16 protein-coding genes are annotated in these 15,442 nt (G+C 41.7%); 9 read left to right on the forward strand and 7 right to left on the reverse strand.

Features of this window, described 5'->3' with window-relative positions; genetic code table 11:
- A partial coding sequence (locus tag LN893_RS14005) for a hypothetical protein (RefSeq protein WP_229971084.1) occupies positions 1–235 on the forward strand: 235 nt, incomplete at its 5' end.
- A gap of 80 nt (positions 236–315) precedes the next feature.
- Here LN893_RS14005 and LN893_RS14010 read toward each other — a convergent pair.
- From LN893_RS14010 to LN893_RS14025, 4 genes are all read right to left on the reverse strand, one after another.
- Entirely contained in the window at positions 316–576 is a 261-nt protein-coding gene (locus tag LN893_RS14010; RefSeq protein WP_229971086.1) for a hypothetical protein, read from the reverse strand.
- A gap of 143 nt (positions 577–719) precedes the next feature.
- Positions 720–1,400, reverse strand: coding sequence for an SMI1/KNR4 family protein (locus LN893_RS14015; RefSeq protein ID WP_229971089.1), 681 nt, complete (start codon positions 1,398–1,400; stop codon positions 720–722).
- Positions 1,401–1,414: 14 nt separating this feature from the next.
- Positions 1,415–2,233 carry a hypothetical protein gene (locus LN893_RS14020; RefSeq protein ID WP_229971092.1) on the reverse strand — a complete coding sequence of 273 codons (819 nt, stop codon included), beginning with the start codon at positions 2,231–2,233 and terminating at the stop codon, positions 1,415–1,417.
- A gap of 81 nt (positions 2,234–2,314) precedes the next feature.
- On the reverse strand, positions 2,315–2,761 hold the full coding sequence (locus LN893_RS14025) for a hypothetical protein (RefSeq protein WP_229971094.1): 447 nt from the start codon (positions 2,759–2,761) through the stop codon (positions 2,315–2,317).
- A 302-nt stretch (positions 2,762–3,063) separates the two neighbouring features.
- On the opposite strand from LN893_RS14025, the gene LN893_RS14030 reads away from it, so the two are divergent.
- Together LN893_RS14030 and LN893_RS14035 are read left to right on the forward strand one after the other, a co-directional pair.
- The gene (locus LN893_RS14030; RefSeq protein WP_229971096.1) at positions 3,064–3,636 is read left to right on the forward strand and encodes a recombinase family protein; all 573 of its coding nucleotides are present in this window, start codon (positions 3,064–3,066) and stop codon (positions 3,634–3,636) included.
- 17 nt (positions 3,637–3,653) lie between these two features.
- Positions 3,654–4,292 carry a class I SAM-dependent methyltransferase gene (locus tag LN893_RS14035; RefSeq protein ID WP_229971098.1) on the forward strand — a complete coding sequence of 213 codons (639 nt, stop codon included), beginning with the start codon at positions 3,654–3,656 and terminating at the stop codon, positions 4,290–4,292.
- Positions 4,293–4,436: 144 nt separating this feature from the next.
- On the opposite strand, the gene LN893_RS14040 is transcribed toward LN893_RS14035, so the two are convergent.
- Positions 4,437–4,679 carry a hypothetical protein gene (locus tag LN893_RS14040; RefSeq protein ID WP_229971100.1) on the reverse strand — a complete coding sequence of 81 codons (243 nt, stop codon included), beginning with the start codon at positions 4,677–4,679 and terminating at the stop codon, positions 4,437–4,439.
- Positions 4,680–5,545: 866 nt separating this feature from the next.
- Here LN893_RS14040 and LN893_RS14045 point away from each other — a divergent pair.
- From LN893_RS14045 to LN893_RS14060, 4 genes are all read left to right on the forward strand, one after another.
- A complete protein-coding gene (locus LN893_RS14045) occupies positions 5,546–6,538 on the forward strand; it encodes a replication initiation protein (protein ID WP_255710069.1) in 993 nt (330 codons plus the stop codon).
- 738 nt (positions 6,539–7,276) lie between these two features.
- Positions 7,277–8,035, forward strand: a complete 759-nt coding sequence (locus LN893_RS14050) for a ParA family protein (protein WP_229971105.1) — start codon at positions 7,277–7,279, stop codon at positions 8,033–8,035.
- 3 nt (positions 8,036–8,038) lie between these two features.
- Entirely contained in the window at positions 8,039–8,377 is a 339-nt protein-coding gene (locus LN893_RS14055; protein ID WP_229971107.1) for a hypothetical protein, read from the forward strand.
- Positions 8,378–8,442: 65 nt separating this feature from the next.
- On the forward strand, positions 8,443–8,769 hold the full coding sequence (locus LN893_RS14060; protein ID WP_229971109.1) for a GIY-YIG nuclease family protein: 327 nt from the start codon (positions 8,443–8,445) through the stop codon (positions 8,767–8,769).
- 642 nt (positions 8,770–9,411) lie between these two features.
- On the opposite strand, the gene LN893_RS14065 is transcribed toward LN893_RS14060, so the two are convergent.
- Entirely contained in the window at positions 9,412–9,972 is a 561-nt protein-coding gene (locus tag LN893_RS14065; protein WP_229971111.1) for a hypothetical protein, read from the reverse strand.
- Between the two features lie 1,245 nt (positions 9,973–11,217).
- Between LN893_RS14065 and LN893_RS14070 the strand changes: the two genes are divergently transcribed.
- Complete coding sequence (locus LN893_RS14070; protein ID WP_229971113.1) at positions 11,218–11,997, forward strand: hypothetical protein; 780 nt, start codon at positions 11,218–11,220, stop codon at positions 11,995–11,997.
- 439 nt (positions 11,998–12,436) lie between these two features.
- Here LN893_RS14070 and LN893_RS14075 read toward each other — a convergent pair whose 3' ends face one another.
- Positions 12,437–12,952, reverse strand: coding sequence for an SOS response-associated peptidase (locus tag LN893_RS14075; protein ID WP_229971114.1), 516 nt, complete (start codon positions 12,950–12,952; stop codon positions 12,437–12,439).
- A gap of 317 nt (positions 12,953–13,269) precedes the next feature.
- Between LN893_RS14075 and LN893_RS14080 the strand changes: the two genes are divergently transcribed.
- Positions 13,270–15,348 carry a C1 family peptidase gene (locus LN893_RS14080; protein ID WP_229971117.1) on the forward strand — a complete coding sequence of 693 codons (2,079 nt, stop codon included), beginning with the start codon at positions 13,270–13,272 and terminating at the stop codon, positions 15,346–15,348.
- Positions 15,349–15,442 lie beyond the last annotated feature (94 nt).

The raw sequence follows: 15,442 nt of genomic DNA on the forward strand, positions 1-15,442 counted from the left end.
CAGCTCAACTACAACCTCTTTCACGATCCACTGGCATAGAAGAGATCAACCCAATTTTCCTGAAGGAGCCATGACCCGTTCTGAAAAGTATTGCTCCCACCGCCCGTGCCTTTGGAACTGGAACACGGGTAGGCTGTGCAGAGGCATGCCACTCTTGGCAGCTAGTTTACTGTTGCTATGGGATGTCGTCTCTTGCGCTTTTCCCGAAATTAGAGGGTTAAATGAGACGAATTAGGTGAGGATTTAACGGCCGCGTTCTTAAGATGCCGAAGCGTCAGCGAGGTAACTTAAGCATTGTGTTGAGCAATCGTTTTTCTAATTATTTACCTTTCGCATGAAGACTTTAGCGTGCGAGCCGACTTCAATTTCAGCCGATTCTACTTCATAGCCTTGTTTCTTCAATTCTACAGTCATCGGAGGACAGCCGAAAAATCCACCACTTATACTTTCAACTTCAAAATGACCCTGCAGGTCAGTATAGCCGAAGTCATTCTCGTCATTTTGTTTGTACACATATACACTATCAATCGGCTCAAGTGTCTCTGCGTCAAGCACAGTTCCGTATACATCCTGCATACAATCGCATGAGCTCAGAAGAAATAGTAGGCTAAGTGATAGTGCTGTTCTTTTCAATTTCTATAATTATAAATGCTGCTCAACGGTCTCGTACAGGCAACGGGCGAGGCGCAAGCCAAGCATGAAGCCTGTGCTGTGTTGAGCTAAGAAATTTTTAAGGTGCCTTTACCTAAGAAGCCTTTCCAGTTCTGTACTGCTGGTCCATCAAGTAGAAGTATGTCCTGCTCTTCATCGTAGAACGGCTCGAACTGCCAATCTTCAGGACCGAAACAGCCAACATTAGACCATCTGGTTATAAAGTCGACGAAGTTATAGCCAAGCCTTTTCCCATGCATATCACTCCCATCATGGCTAAGAAATACTACTGGACAATCTGATGTTCCATTAGACATATCAAAGGCAATTAGGTCTCCAGTAGCTACTCGAATGAAAGGCACCTTGTGCTGCCATACCTTGTCATACTCATCGTCTGGGTTGTTGAAACACTCGTATATCCAACCATCATAACTTTCCTTTAAATCAGGGAGTGACTCAAAATCCCAAATCTGCTCGTAACCAGCTGAAAATATTTGGCGGTAATCACCTTCTGTTTCTTCCCCTTCAATTTGAAAGAAGAAGTTTATGCCAGAAGAATAGTTAGTAAAAACATCAACAAACTCTTCAGGCAAGGTTAGGTCGAGCTGCTTTTCTGTTTCACGAACTTCTTGAAGGGAGACAGGTGGCTTGATGGTTAAGTCATCTATAATTTCCCACTGTCTCTGTTTTGCTATGCTGAGAATCCATTCCCAGTTGCTTTTCCAGTTACTCCAGATTTCTTTATTCATGATTTTTATTTAGCTCAACGGCTCGTACATGAGGTGAGTAAGGCGTAGCCGAAGCTTTGCTCATGTGCTTGGTTAGGCACAGTGTTATTTATTATTGGCTTAAAGATTCCGTAGTCTGTAAAATCATCCGAGTAAAAGGTTTTTAGTGGCTTGAAATAATAGGTTCTTAAGCAAACTACTGGACTGTTCTCTTTTCTCTCAATGACTTCTGCCGTGCTTTTTTTATACTTGTGCTTGTTGGCTTTTCCCTTAAATAGCTCTTTTATTTCCAAGCGCATAAGTTTTCCATTTGAGTCAGTAATGAGCTTTATGTTGCCTTTTTGAAAACCAACATTCTCTTTTCCTTCCAGATTTACCCCAAAGATTTTTTGAAGGCCAAAAAGGTACAGGCTATCTTCTGTCTCTTTAAATGTCTGAAATCGATATTCATTCAGGATACATCCTGCATCAGAGTACCCGCTATACTCTTTGTAGTTATCAATCTCTAAATGAATATCAGAAATACGTACTTCTTGATTCGCTACAGGATTCAAAGAAATACTGTCATCACCAGCTTTTTGTAGGCTTATTGCATGGATTTGGCTACTGTTAGGAACTTCCGTGAAATATGAAATCGGTAGATTCCGCACCTTGTTTACTTCAAAATCTTCTGTCGAGTCCATTATCACAATTCCAAACTGATGTGAGTCTCGACCACCCCACGCATCATATTCATAGATAACTTTGTTACTATTCGGAATTCGTTGAACATGTAAATACGTATCCCATTCGCCGCCACCACAGGAAGACAGAAACAATGCAATTATACAAATGCTCTTTTTATGTTTCATCATATTGGGCCTAACGGCTCGTACATGAGGTGAACAAGGTTCTATCCGCAGTTTAACTCATGTGCTTTGTTAGGAGCAGACATTTTATTTAGTGACTACTTTCTGAAAATAATATCTTGTTGAGATACTATCATTTTCATAATAGGTCATGATAAACTCTTGATTTGTCAGCACTTCAATTATAGTTAAGTCGCCAGTAATTGGAATATAAATTTTATTTTGCTTTAACAGGAAAGGCTTAAATCTTAGCTCTTCATTACTTCTGTAAGTACTATCTCTAATTTCAAGAGTAAAATTCTTTACATCTACGATGCTTACTCTTTCTCCTTCCTTATTTAAAATTTTGTAAGCAGACCAGAGTCCCTGTAGTTGCTCGAAATTTATCGTGTCATTATTTGTTGTTAACCTGTTTTCATAAACTTCCCATTCCATATTGTTTTGAGTTGCTGAAACTGTTTTCGGGCTTGTATGAGAAGTACAGCTTAGGAGCAGAAGATTAAACAGTAATGGAGTACGATAAATCTGTTTCATTTTTTTATTGTTTGCTCCTAACTAGCGGATATACGGAATAAACATACGGTTTATTGTCGTTTTTGACAGATAACCGTAACTGGACTAACGAATATACTATATATTAAACTTACAATAACTGGATCCTCCCCTAAAACTTCCTGTCTCATAAAACCCCCGTTTTACGAGACTGCACCGACGCTTGCGGGCCACTTCCCAAATCAGCCCCCCAGAGCAGCTTAGGAAATCGATGTATTCCCGAATTGCCGTCTCACAAATCAAAAAGGATTTGCTATATTTGAGACGAGTTAATGATACAAATCATGAAGATAGGATACGCCAGGGTCTCCACCCAGGACCAGAAGCTGGAGCTGCAGACAGACGCCCTCTCCCACTACGGGTGCGACCAGCTCTACAAAGAAAAGAAGTCGGGCAAGAGCAAGGACAGGCCCGAGCTGGAGAAGATGATCTCCCAGCTCCGCGCGGGCGACACGGTGGTGGTGTGGAAGCTAGACAGGCTGGGCCGCTCGCTGCGTGACCTGATCGACCTGGTCTCGGAGTTCCAGGATAAGGGGGTGGACTTCGTGAGCCTGCAGGACGGTATCAACACGGCCACGGCCACGGGTCGCTTCACCTTCAACATCTTCGCCTCCCTGGCTGAGTTCGAGCGCGAGATCATCCGCGAGCGCACCAACGCGGGGCTCGCCGCGGCAAAGTCAAGGGGGCGGCGTGGCGGCAGGCCGAAGGGCCTTTCCCCAGCGGCCATGGAGAAGGCAAAAACGGCCAAGGTGCTCTTCGACGCAGGCACCAGATCAGTGGATGAGATCGCCAAGATCCTGGGCATCGGAAGAGCAACATGCTACCGCTACATCGACGGCATAAATAACCTAGATTGAAAGCAAGCTGAAAAGAGATGACGACAAGTGAAAACGAAACACCCGAGTTTTGGGAGAAGAGCTTTATCGAGAAACAGGAAATGTGGGGCTTTGAGCCGTCACATTCCGCCACCTTAACGAAAGACTTCTTTGTCGAAAATACCGTTAAGCATATCCTTATACCTGGCATTGGGTACGGGCGGAATGCACAGATTTTCAGGGAAAACGGTATAGAGGTGACGGGCATAGAAATATCCAAAACCGCTATTGAAATGGCAAGGAAGCATTACGGCGAAGAGATGACCATCTTCCATGGCTCTGTAACAGAGATGCCCTTTGACAACTCCCAGTATGACGGTATATTTTGCTACGCTTTGATTCATCTATTGGATAGCGCCGAGAGAAAGAAACTCATCCGTGACTGCTATAATCACCTGTCAGAGGATGGGTACATGGTCTTTACGGCCATTTCGAAAGAAGCCCACACCTACGGCAAAGGCAACTTCATCAGTAAGGATCGCTATGAGATATTCGATGGTGTTAGCATGTTTTTTTATGACAAAACCTCCATTCAGGCGGAGTTTGACGAGGTTGGACTATTTGAAATCACAGAAGTCACTGAGAATTTTCCGTTCTTTCTGATTAAATGCAGGAAAGGCCGCAACTTTACAACCTGACATTGCATGGCTATAAGCGGGTTAAGGGTATTTGACTGGACCGATCTTGGGCTGTTGATGCTGACGGCATACCCTCTACGTTCGTAGAGGGATGTAACAAAGGTCTGAAACATCTTAAAGCAGAGGCTCGGTGACATATAATGTTTACACATTCGGCAGCTCGATGCCTCCCAGGTACGCCTCCAGCAGCCTGGTGTCGGTAAAGCCTGAGGCCAACACGATTCCGTTGGACTTCGGGCAGTACCACAGTTCACAGAAGAAGGCGCCCAGGTGGTAGAGCGCCAGGCGGTACCCTCCCCTGGTGCGGGAGCCTAGAAAGGTGCCCTGCCGCCACACGGCCGCGACACGCTCGTCAAGCGCTAAGGAGTTGAACTCTTGCACATCCATATCAGGTGATTACGTTATTGGCCTGTACCAGTGCATGCGCGACGGGTAGTTATGGCTAGACTTTCTTTCTCATCTCTTGCAGCAGAAAACAGCTTCTCTTCTACTCGCTCAATTCATGATCATAACAAGTAATTAGGTTGTAAAAATCAAATTTGATATAAGTTGTTGAACTTTGAATTAAGCTTAATATGTAAATCTTATGGAATGCGTTAAGACTGTTAGCACACCTTTCGATGGTGGGTTTTACGACTTTCTATGGTGACTTTTACGAGTTCCGATGGTATATTCATCAAAAACTCCCTTTGCAGCCTTATTTGACCGTCTGCTATATATAAGATACGAAAAAAAACTGATATTACTCGTAATTCTCTCATAGAAAGATTTTGGTTTGCCTTACTTTTTCGCTCAAAAAGCTCGTAAAAGTCTAATACTTGCCTCAACTATGAGACTTTTACTTATCTAGATCAACTTAATTCCATTCTCTCTATCATCGAGTAATTCTTCTTTATAAAAAAATAAATAATTAATGGTAATTACTTATTAAATATACCTTTATTATATAGTATTATTTTATTTTATATTTAGAAGGCGTAACACTCATAAAATCAGAATTTTATAATGTTTTTGATGGTGACTTTTACGAGTTTCGATGGTAGGTTTTACGATTTACTGTGGTGACTTTTACGAGTTTCGATGGTGGCTTTTACGATTTACTGTGGTGACTTTTACGAGTTTCGATGGTAGGTTTTACTAATTCCGATGGTGGCTTTTACGACAACTATTAAAAATTAAGAATTTTATTCATAGTTAATAGTATTGTTATATATTTGCTTAAAATATAATGGAGCTATACGAATTTAATTCATATGCTAAGTGTAAGACAGTCAAGGTTAAATCAAAAAGTAGCACAGCATAACTACTTAATTAGAACACCCTTCAAAATGGGTATCATTGAAAGTCGGTTATTCACTTTGATGCTTTCTTCTATCAACAAAGATGATAAAGATTTCGGAGAGGTCTTCATTCCTGTCTCACATATAATTTCTTATAATCCTTCAAAAGCAGCCTATAGCATGATCAATGAGGCTTGTGAAAAGCTTTTCGACATGAAGCTGAATTTGAAAGACATAGAAAACCCTGATGTTATGATGGATAATCTTCATGTCTTTCGAAGAATGAAATTGGTAAAAGGTAAAGGTGTTTATGGATGGTTTGATGCTGAAATAAAACCTTACTTGCTTGAGTTACAGGGAAACTTTACTCTTGGTGAAATTGAAGAACTATTGTCTTTGAAGTCTGCACATGCTCACAAAATGTACTGGTTCTTACATTCCTTGAAAAGCTTGAATGAATTAAATAAAAAATTAACCAAACCAATTGCTGTCGACGAGCTTCGAGAGTTATTACTAAATGATACAAGCAAGTATAAGAAGTACGGAGAATTTAAAAAATTCATTCTTACTCCAGCTTATGAAGAGCTCTCTCGTACTGAGTTAAAATTTGAATTTGAAGAATTAAAAACTGGTAAGGCTATTACAGCTATACAATTTATCTTCCCCTATTCCGAAAATAAGAAGAACGGTAAGCAAATTTCAGATAAACAACCGTTACCATTACCTTCTCAATCAAACTTGTTTAGCCAGCCTGCTGCTGAGCTCACAGGTATTGAGCTGAATGCATGGAATCAAATGATAAAGTATGGTCTTGAGAGCAGACAAGCAGAATATTTTCTATCAAAGTTGAAGGGGGAGGAAATTACAAAAACGATTCATAAAGAATATATTCTTAAAAAGGATAAAGTTTCTAATTCCGCTGCTCATATATATGAGGAGTTAAAAAAGCTTATTGGAAGAAAATAAGGAAATAAGAATTACTAACTTGTTTGCAACTCTATTCTATACATCCTCTGTAAAATAAGAATTTAATAGCTCTAGCCCCTATATAACTTTTACGGTATTAACCTTCATTTTAGATAATATGCATATTTATATTCTAACACTCCTAATACACGTAACATATAAATATGTGTTATATGTGCTAGAAATGTTAGAATATAAATTATACATAGATACGCAATCTGATATAACTGTGTATTGAGTTTACTTCTATTGCTAAACCAGCTGGCTTGAAGGTGCATTACTTACTCAAGTTTTTCAATAGTATAAGACTTCTTGAGTAAAAGCTTATTCTTGTAAAGTTTATCATGTTACATATCAGGAGGCCTTTGGTCTCCTGATGAATCCTTATTGATTGCCTTCAATAAAGATGTTTTAGAAGCAGGAAAAAGAAAGGTAAAAGTAATATATGAGCTTATAAAAAATATCCTTCAAGTCTCAATATATAGTCTTTGTAATCTCTTCTCTGCCATACTGTGACCACGTACCCTTTACTGGGCTAGTGCCTCTTCCCTACATTAGTTTGATTGCTAATCAGAAACATTTGTTATCACAATTCTAGAATCTGGTTTTTATATTTCTTATCTATATATGTTAGAAATGATAACATATATAGATAAGAAATATAATCAAATGATGTTATTCTGTATTTATTTTCTATATTTGATTTAAAGTTTATAAGCACTAACCATTCTTGATTATATGGTAATAATAACAGTTATAAATAATAAAGGGGGTGTATCTAAAACTGTTACATCAATAAACATTGCCTCTTATCTTAGTAGAGATAGTAAGGTGTTACTGGTAGATTTAGATGCGCAAGCGAATGCTACTATTTCAACGATAGGTGAGACAAGCAATGATCATGTGGGGCAATGGCTGGTAGAAGAAAAAAAGTTTGCTGAGGTTGTAAAGCAGTATGATACATCCTTCGATGTTATGCCTTCTGCAAGAGCATTAGATAACTATTCTAAACTAATTGGAACCGAGCCAGATTATCAGTTTATTCTAAAAGAGAGAATAGAATCTGAAAAGCTTCAACAAGAGTACGATTATATTGTTATTGATAATGCCCCATCTTTATCAACTCTTGCTTATACAACGTTCTTAGCTGCTACACATGTGGTGATTCCGTCAGCCCCTGAAGAGCATAGTATATCAGGAATAGCGAACATCTTACAGACTGTGGTTAATGTAAAGAAGAGATATAATCCAGATTTAAAAGTCGCAGGCATTTTCTTTAGTAAGTATCATCCATCTTATAGAGAAAGGATTGATAATGACATGGTCAATGATGCCAGAGAAGCGTTTGGAGAGTTAGTGTTGCAGACGAGTATTAGAAAGAACGTTTCAATAAAAGAAGCTTTGGCCTATAAAAAGTCTGTCTTTGACTATGCTCCTGAAAGTGCAGGGGCCCAGGATTATCAAAAGTTAGTTGAGGAGATTAAAACCAAAATATAAGGAATGGCAAAGAATACTAAATCATTTTCAGGGTTGAACAAAACAATTAACAGTTTTGATGCTGAAATGTTAAGCACGCCGAAGTTAGACCACAAAGCTGATACCAAAGAGTCGAATAATGAGGCAGAGGATGAGGATGAAAATTTAATTCCTTTTGCAACCCGACTTCCTGAATCGCTAATAACAAGATTAAAGCAACATCAGTATTGGGATAGGGAATCTATAATGGATACAGTAATAAATTCATTGAATGAATATTTGGTGAAGTTTGAAGGATCTAACAAAGCTTTGCCTGAGTCAATAATTAACAAACAAAAGAAAAGAAAGTCCAGCAAGAAATAATTTATAATCTAACTAATATTTCATTTTTATCAATGTTAGAAATGAAATAAAGAATAGTATTTCTAATGAATATAGATGTGTTTCATAATTATAACCGAAAGGATTTATTGAAAGAGTTTAGGCATTTGAGATATGTTAAGAACAACAGATCGTACTTCCTTTACTTTATCTTTGAATGTGGTGAGTGTATTTATGTAGGGGAGACGAGCAACATCTTTTGGCGGATGGTTAAACACAAGGGTAAATGCTCCGATACTACTGTGATCTACCTGGAGGAGTACCAGGATAAGCAGGAAGTGCTGAAGCTGGAAAAACACTACATCCGAACCCTGAAACCAAAGTTCAACAACCGCTACTGCCTGGAAGGGCAGCTGGAGCTTTTCGCCGCCTAAACAGGGTAGGATAGGGGCATTATTACTCTGTAGTTATCTAATAGATCAAGCTGTAAGAAACATCCCCAGTAAAGATATTCTTTGCTGGGGATGTTTTGATTTACACTGGTTAAAGAATAAGGCAATTCAGCTCAGCTATCTCGCTTTATTAAATCTCCTTTACCCGTCTCAAAAGTAGCAAAGCTGTTTTGAATCTTAGGACGGGAATTAGGGAATCGTTGCATCGTGCTGCTCGGCAGATCAGGGACATTTTTACTTTGACCGTTACCGCTCAGATTCTTCCCAGCATTAGGGGGTATAACGATACGCCAAAAAGCGGGTTGGTTTTGGTTTGGTTTCGGTTGCAACTGGTTTGGAAAAGGTTGCTCAAACTGGTTGCTCTAGATTTGAAGATGTTTGTTTTTGGGTTGATTTGGTTTGCCTCTAGCCCAGGATATCCAAAGGCAACACCTAGAAATAAAATCTGGAGCGTTTAAACGGTCATTTGATACCGTTGCCAAGGAGAGGTAACTATTAAGTTGGAGTAACGGTGTTTCAAACAATGGACTTTCAGTGCCCCATTTTGGCTGAGGCAATGACTATTCTGTTGATAAAAAGGTCCAGAAATAGCCTTGTTTCAATCGTAGACCTAATATTTCTCTCCTATTCTGTAGAAGGCTTTTTCTTTTGACTACTAGGCGAAGGCTTTTGAACCAAATTTGGATTAAACTCTACTGACCCAATAATTTCTTCTCCTTCAAACTTAGCTTTAGCAAGTTCATCCAGAGTTATTGCACCTGTGTAGTATCGCATTAAAGCATAATTTAGCTTTCGCCATGCTTTTCTTGCATTGTTCCCTTTTGACCCAACATTGAAAACAGTTAACAATGTTAGGAAAACAGTAGAAGAGAAAGCCAATAGACGTGTAGGCAGTTCAGTCATCCATGGCATACCAACAAAGGCTGTCAATGCAAGGGAACTCACAGTTGCCAATGTGCCGAAAACAATTGTAAGACCATGAAGCTTAACAGCCGATTTATGCCAAACGTTAAGAGCATTTGTCACTTCATATAATAAAGCATTCTTATGTTCAGGATTTATATCCTCACTTCCCTTGGATGATACACCATTAAAGCCTAATATATTGCCAAGTGCGGCACCATCAGTGCCAGCCTCCCCATTTGCTCCTGGAACCTGTGGGTCTGTCTTAATTTCATCTGCCATGACTATCAATTTTTATAAATAAAAATAGTATAATTTTAACATTATTAATTTTATTTTACTTTTTTTTTAGATGTTTTTGCTAAAAATTCCAAACAACATACCTAAATTTTTGCCTGTGTATCAATAATGTAGTGTATTGGTTATGGAGGCATAATCCTAGAAGCGCTGTCTGTATTAAGGAATACCTGTCAACCTGGTATAGGATTAAAAATAATAGCCAGTCAACACTTTTTAGGAGAGGTTACGGTGGAGGCAGTTTCGCTTTGGTTTGAAGAACGTCTGCTCTTTGGGTACCAGAGGTTTGAAAGTGTTTGATTTCGGTTTGAAATGGTTTGGTTTTGTTTGCTACAGGGCCTATGCAGGCGCAGAGCAACGTCAGTTTCCAAACAAAGGCAATAAGGTAGCAACAGGCTGTTGCTACAGCCATTCTACTGGGTCTAGCCCTTTGGTTATGCGTTCAGCAGAAGATCACCGGAATCTGTAGCGGTAAAACGGCTGTATTGTGAGACAGTTGCAGTCAACCTATAGCAGGACTAGACATAGGGAAGATAAGCGTATGCCTTCGTTTAGCAAGTAATTGTGAGCAACTTCAGATATAAATACCTAATAGTAGGTATTACATTTAAAAAATAAAATAATTATAATTATATCATAAATTCTTAACAAAGAAGAATCTAATATTTTTAAAATGAAAGAAACTTTGTAAAATTTAGGTATAACGCAACTAGGAAACAGGTGTTTTTAGCATTTGCACCAAGTTTGTGATAAAACTGCCCACAACATATGTATAGGACTGAACTGCTAAAGTTGAGTTCGCATTACGCTTATACTTGACCTGTTTGTATGCACTTTATATAAGGAAGAATGGTAATTGATATAAATCAGAAGAAAATAGCCTTCGGTGATAGGTACACCTAATGGCGTACATTAGCCAAGACGTTGAGATAGTAATTGTAAAGGATTACCTGAAGTACTTACTATTTGTCTCATAAAACCGTCCTTCTAAGGTAACAGCAACCGAAAATTAATCCAATTTATAACTAATAATTAGCTTATATATCTGTTGTTCTGCCCTGGCTAATTCTGATTTTCATAAAGTTGCCTTTTTTTAAGACAGTTGCTGTTAACCTATATCAGGACTAGACAGCTATCAAAATTTAGTTCTTTAGTGCTAGAGGATCACAGCCAAATTTATGATGCCTGTCCCTTATCGAAGTTATAAATGCACAGTTTTAGAAGCAATATATGAAGCCAATTCAGCGTAAAGCCCTTGCAACTCTCATCGGTATCGTTTCTATCATAGCTTGCTTTGTTTGGATGGTATATGGAGGTATATTAAGTGAGGAATTGGCATGGCGCTTTGGTTTGATAGATCTTGCCGTAGGACCTGATGCCAATAAAGACGCTGGCACTGGTCCAATGCCAGCCAGAGTCCCAGACGAAGTGAAGTCTTATTACTTGGTGGTGCTTGGGGCTCTTCTTCTTGCTAGTGGATGTAGTGCGGCCCTTTTGGTCCTCAAGGGACATAGGAGATTCCAGCTTAGGTTGGGAATCTATCTTGGCTTCCTTGTAATTTTGCTTCCTGCAGCATTTTTTAATTACTTCCACGGATCAGGCGACTTAGCACTGGAAGCAAAATACCAAGTGATATTTAACCTGATTCTGGTCTTTCTAGGTGCAACTATCTGTTTAACAATATCTAGTTGGAAAGCTGATGCTCCAGATACTAAAGTATTGAAGGTTATGATTTTTACACTTCTTCTATTCTCCGCAGTTCTTGTACCCTCTCTGTTTACGTTACTCTGGATACTTTGGAGCTTTGGAGGTATGTCCCTTGAACAGGTACAGTTGGTAAGCTTAGACACAGTAATCAAGACTGCTGGGGTGATTTCTCCAGTGGTTACACTACTTAAGTATTTCCAAGAGCAAAGAAAACTTGCAGAGTTACCATCTACATCTCAAGGTGATACTCGTATGCTCCCCACTGGAGCGGCTGGCGTTCGCCGCCGAGGACGCCGTAACTAGATGTTCTTAGGAGGTATTTATTTGCCTACAATGTCTGGCTATCTTCCCCTTCTCTAAATATAATAAAACTCATTTACAGCCCCTACTTAATATAATTTCGCTTATGAGCCACTAGTAAGACTTCCGTTTTATAATCTCATTAAATCGGGGTATAACGATACGCCAAAAAGCGGTTGGTCTTAGTTTGGTTTCGGTTGCAACTGGTTTGGAAAAGGTTGCTCAAACTGGTTGCTCTAGGTTTGAAGATGTTTGGTTTTGGTTTGAAATGGTTTGCTACAGAGCCAGAGCAACGCCAGTTCTCTGGCAAAGGCAACATCAAGCAACACTGTCCGTTGCTCGATGTTGCCCATATGATCATGGCTGTCCCAAGCCCCTCTCTGGTTTGTGTACTTGTAAAACGGCCGTTTTATGGGACCACTGCTGTCAACCTATGTTGGGACTAGACAGTTTCTACTCCAAAACAAAAAGGTGGTGTAGGCTTACTTAAAGTTCGGCCATTTGGAAGTTGTAAAAACTCGTAACTGAGCTCCTCCCCCGTCTCTTTGTCCGCCCACTCGTCCCACAGCCCCGCAAAGCAGAAGAGGGCTTCGTCCTTCAGGAGGAAGCGGTACGGGACCTTGCCCGCGGCCGTCGTGCGCCACTCGTAGAAGCCGTCGGCGGGCACCAGGCAGCGCCTGCGGTTGACAAGCTCACGGAACATGGGCTTCTCGGTCAGCATCTCGGCGCGCGCGTTGATAGTTTTGTGTTTGTAACCTTTGTCCTTGGCCCAGTGCGGCAGCAGGCCCCAGGAGAGAAACTGCAGCTCGTCTGGCGCATCGCTGGTGATAACGGGCAGCAACTGTGAGGAGGCCGCATTGAAGCGATTCTCCGCCTCGGCCTGCTGCAGTAGCCTGACGGCTCTGACCGAGCCCTTGGGTTCCCTGTTCTTGCTGATGATGGAGTAGCGTCCGCACATGACTTTTGTGTTTGGTGTACGAAAATAAACTCTGCGTGTGCAGTAGGCAACAGTTCATGGTCATTTTAAAACGCAGCGAACCTCAAGAATACGCCTAAATTGGTTGGACGTTGCAAGCCTAATCAGGTTGAACTTAGATTGCTGGTATGCTTTTACTCTCTTTATTGTAATACATTTAAGTATAAATTTGTCTTGCATTTTAAAAATATAAATTATAACTTTTATAAAAATATACTTAGTAATGGTTGGTAAAGCTCTGTTAATGAAATTCTGATCCCCAAAACCGTTTTCCCCACATGTCTTAGAGGCTTAAACATATGTCAGAAGTTATCCAAAAACACAAAATGGAGCCGTACCGTGGCTATGTGCTTAACGCCAGGCCCGACACAGTGGATTTCAGGGACAAAATCTACTTGGCCACTTTGTTTGAAGTCCCTATGAGAAAGGATATAAAGGAGTACCAGTCCGTTGGGATCCCGATCCTAGACCAGGGAAGTGAGGGGGCCTGCACAGGCTTTGGCCTTGCCACTGTTATACACTTTCTGTTAAGGACCAGGAAGACGCATAGTTTCACCGACGAGATAAGCGCCCGCATGCTCTACGAAATGGCGAAGAAGTATGACGAGTGGGAGGGGGAAGACTATATCGGGTCAAGCGCGAGGGGCGCCATGAAAGGCTGGCACAAGCACGGCGTGTGCCTAGCCTCTAAATGGGCCTATGACCAGCACGTACCCGACAAGGACCTTACTGCGGAAAGGGCGGAAAACGCCGCTGGCTTTCCCCTAGGTGCTTATTACAGGGTAAACCACAAAGACATAGTTGACATGCACACGGCCTTGGCTGAAGTGGGAATCCTCTATGCGACGGCTCGGGTACATGACGGCTGGTTCAGTATCACCCCAGAGGGGGAGATCCCGTACATGGGCCAAGAGATAAGGGGTGGCCATGCCTTTGCGATCGTGGCTTTCGACGAAACAGGGTTTTGGATACAGAACTCGTGGGGGCCGACCTGGGGCAAGGACGGCTTCGCTCTGATCACCTACGATGACTGGCTAGCCAACGGCACAGATGTGTGGGTGGCCAGGCTAGGGGCGCCAATCACCTTCAGAAGTTCAAACAGTATCGCCAAGTCCTACTCTGTTGCTGCTTCCGCTCGGGACGGCATGTCCTTCAAAGACCTGAGACCGCATGTGGTAAGCCTGGGGAATGACGGGAAGCTGAAAACCACCGGCACCTACGGCAACTATTCCAGGGACATAGAGCGGATCTTTACAGAGTATATTCCCGCCATAACAAAAGGCTGGAAGAGGAAGAGGATCATGCTGTATGCCCACGGCGGTTTAGTTGACGAGGCAAGCGTGCTACAGCGTTTAGCGGATTACAGGCAAACATTATTGGCTAAGGAGATCTACCCCCTGTTTTTCGTATGGAACTCCGATTTGTGGTCCACCATTAAAAACCTGCTGCAGGATGCACTGAACCAGAGAAAGCCCGCGGAGCGCGTAGGTTCAGTGTTTGACTTCATGCTGGACCGGTTGGATGACGCCCTTGAGCCACTTGTTAGGTTTCCTGGAAAGCTTGCATGGGAGGAGATGAAAGAGAACGCTATGGCGGCGTCTGATACAGGCGGAGGGACGCTGTTCACCATACAGTGTCTTTTGCGGTTTATTAGGGATAACCCGAACACAGGAATACATTTAGTCGGCCACAGTGCGGGAGGTATCTTCTTGGCTCCTGTTGTCAGGCTGTTAACGGAACAGTACGGCCAAAGCATAGACTCCTGTACCCTATGGGCTCCTGCCTGCACTATGAATGATCTGGATAAGTACTATTTGCCCGCTGTGGCAAACAAGGCGATTGATAAGTTCGCCCTCTTCACTTTGACGGAGCAGGCCGAACAGGACGATAACTGCTTTCATATCTACAACAAGTCCCTGTTGTACTTAGTCTCCCATTCTTTCGAAACCATTGTCAGAGGAACAGGCATATTGGGGATGCAAAAGTACATCGAGAAGCACCGGGGCCTGCTGGAGTTGATCGGCACTGGGCGAATAGACTTAGTCACTTCCCCCAATAACAACCCGATTCCCTATGCCTGCGGGGCACGCCGCCACGGGGACTTTGATAATGACGAGCAATGCTTCAATTCCACTGTTGCCAGGATACTGAAGTCGGACCCTTTCCTGATATATGGAGACGCCGCCATACCTAGTGATAACATGCTGGTGGATGGAGGGGAAGCTGGAACAAGGGCTGGGGCTGTGCCATCAGGGGGAGAGCGAACCGATAAAGTACCCATTGGACCTTCACCGGTTGCGCCCCAGGTTAAGATGAGGCCCTCCAGGAGTGACATGGCAAGCAGAAGAGACTATATCAACAGAAGCTTGTTTCTGTAAATCAGCAGGCTAGATTTAATGATAGGAAATTCAGTTCTCCCCTAAGTAGGTAAGCTAGCATTTTCGAGACAACCAAGGGGTACGCGATTAACTC

Source organism: Pontibacter harenae, assembly GCF_020907245.1.
Taxonomy (GTDB): domain Bacteria; phylum Bacteroidota; class Bacteroidia; order Cytophagales; family Hymenobacteraceae; genus Pontibacter; species Pontibacter harenae.

Coding starts and splice junctions, on each gene's coding strand:
- LN893_RS14080 (WP_229971117.1), top strand. CDS start 13,270: ATGTCAGAAGTTATCCAAAAACACAAAATGGAGCCGTACCGTGGCTAT.
- LN893_RS14060 (WP_229971109.1), top strand. CDS start 8,443: ATGAATATAGATGTGTTTCATAATTATAACCGAAAGGATTTATTGAAA.
- LN893_RS14020 (WP_229971092.1), bottom strand. CDS start 2,233: ATGATGAAACATAAAAAGAGCATTTGTATAATTGCATTGTTTCTGTCT.
- LN893_RS14040 (WP_229971100.1), bottom strand. CDS start 4,679: ATGGATGTGCAAGAGTTCAACTCCTTAGCGCTTGACGAGCGTGTCGCG.
- LN893_RS14015 (WP_229971089.1), bottom strand. CDS start 1,400: ATGAATAAAGAAATCTGGAGTAACTGGAAAAGCAACTGGGAATGGATT.
- LN893_RS14035 (WP_229971098.1), top strand. CDS start 3,654: ATGACGACAAGTGAAAACGAAACACCCGAGTTTTGGGAGAAGAGCTTT.
- LN893_RS14050 (WP_229971105.1), top strand. CDS start 7,277: ATGGTAATAATAACAGTTATAAATAATAAAGGGGGTGTATCTAAAACT.
- LN893_RS14070 (WP_229971113.1), top strand. CDS start 11,218: ATGAAGCCAATTCAGCGTAAAGCCCTTGCAACTCTCATCGGTATCGTT.
- LN893_RS14045 (WP_255710069.1), top strand. CDS start 5,546: ATGCTAAGTGTAAGACAGTCAAGGTTAAATCAAAAAGTAGCACAGCAT.
- LN893_RS14055 (WP_229971107.1), top strand. CDS start 8,039: ATGGCAAAGAATACTAAATCATTTTCAGGGTTGAACAAAACAATTAAC.
- LN893_RS14025 (WP_229971094.1), bottom strand. CDS start 2,761: ATGAAACAGATTTATCGTACTCCATTACTGTTTAATCTTCTGCTCCTA.
- LN893_RS14075 (WP_229971114.1), bottom strand. CDS start 12,952: ATGTGCGGACGCTACTCCATCATCAGCAAGAACAGGGAACCCAAGGGC.
- LN893_RS14065 (WP_229971111.1), bottom strand. CDS start 9,972: ATGGCAGATGAAATTAAGACAGACCCACAGGTTCCAGGAGCAAATGGG.
- LN893_RS14030 (WP_229971096.1), top strand. CDS start 3,064: ATGAAGATAGGATACGCCAGGGTCTCCACCCAGGACCAGAAGCTGGAG.
- LN893_RS14010 (WP_229971086.1), bottom strand. CDS start 576: ATGCAGGATGTATACGGAACTGTGCTTGACGCAGAGACACTTGAGCCG.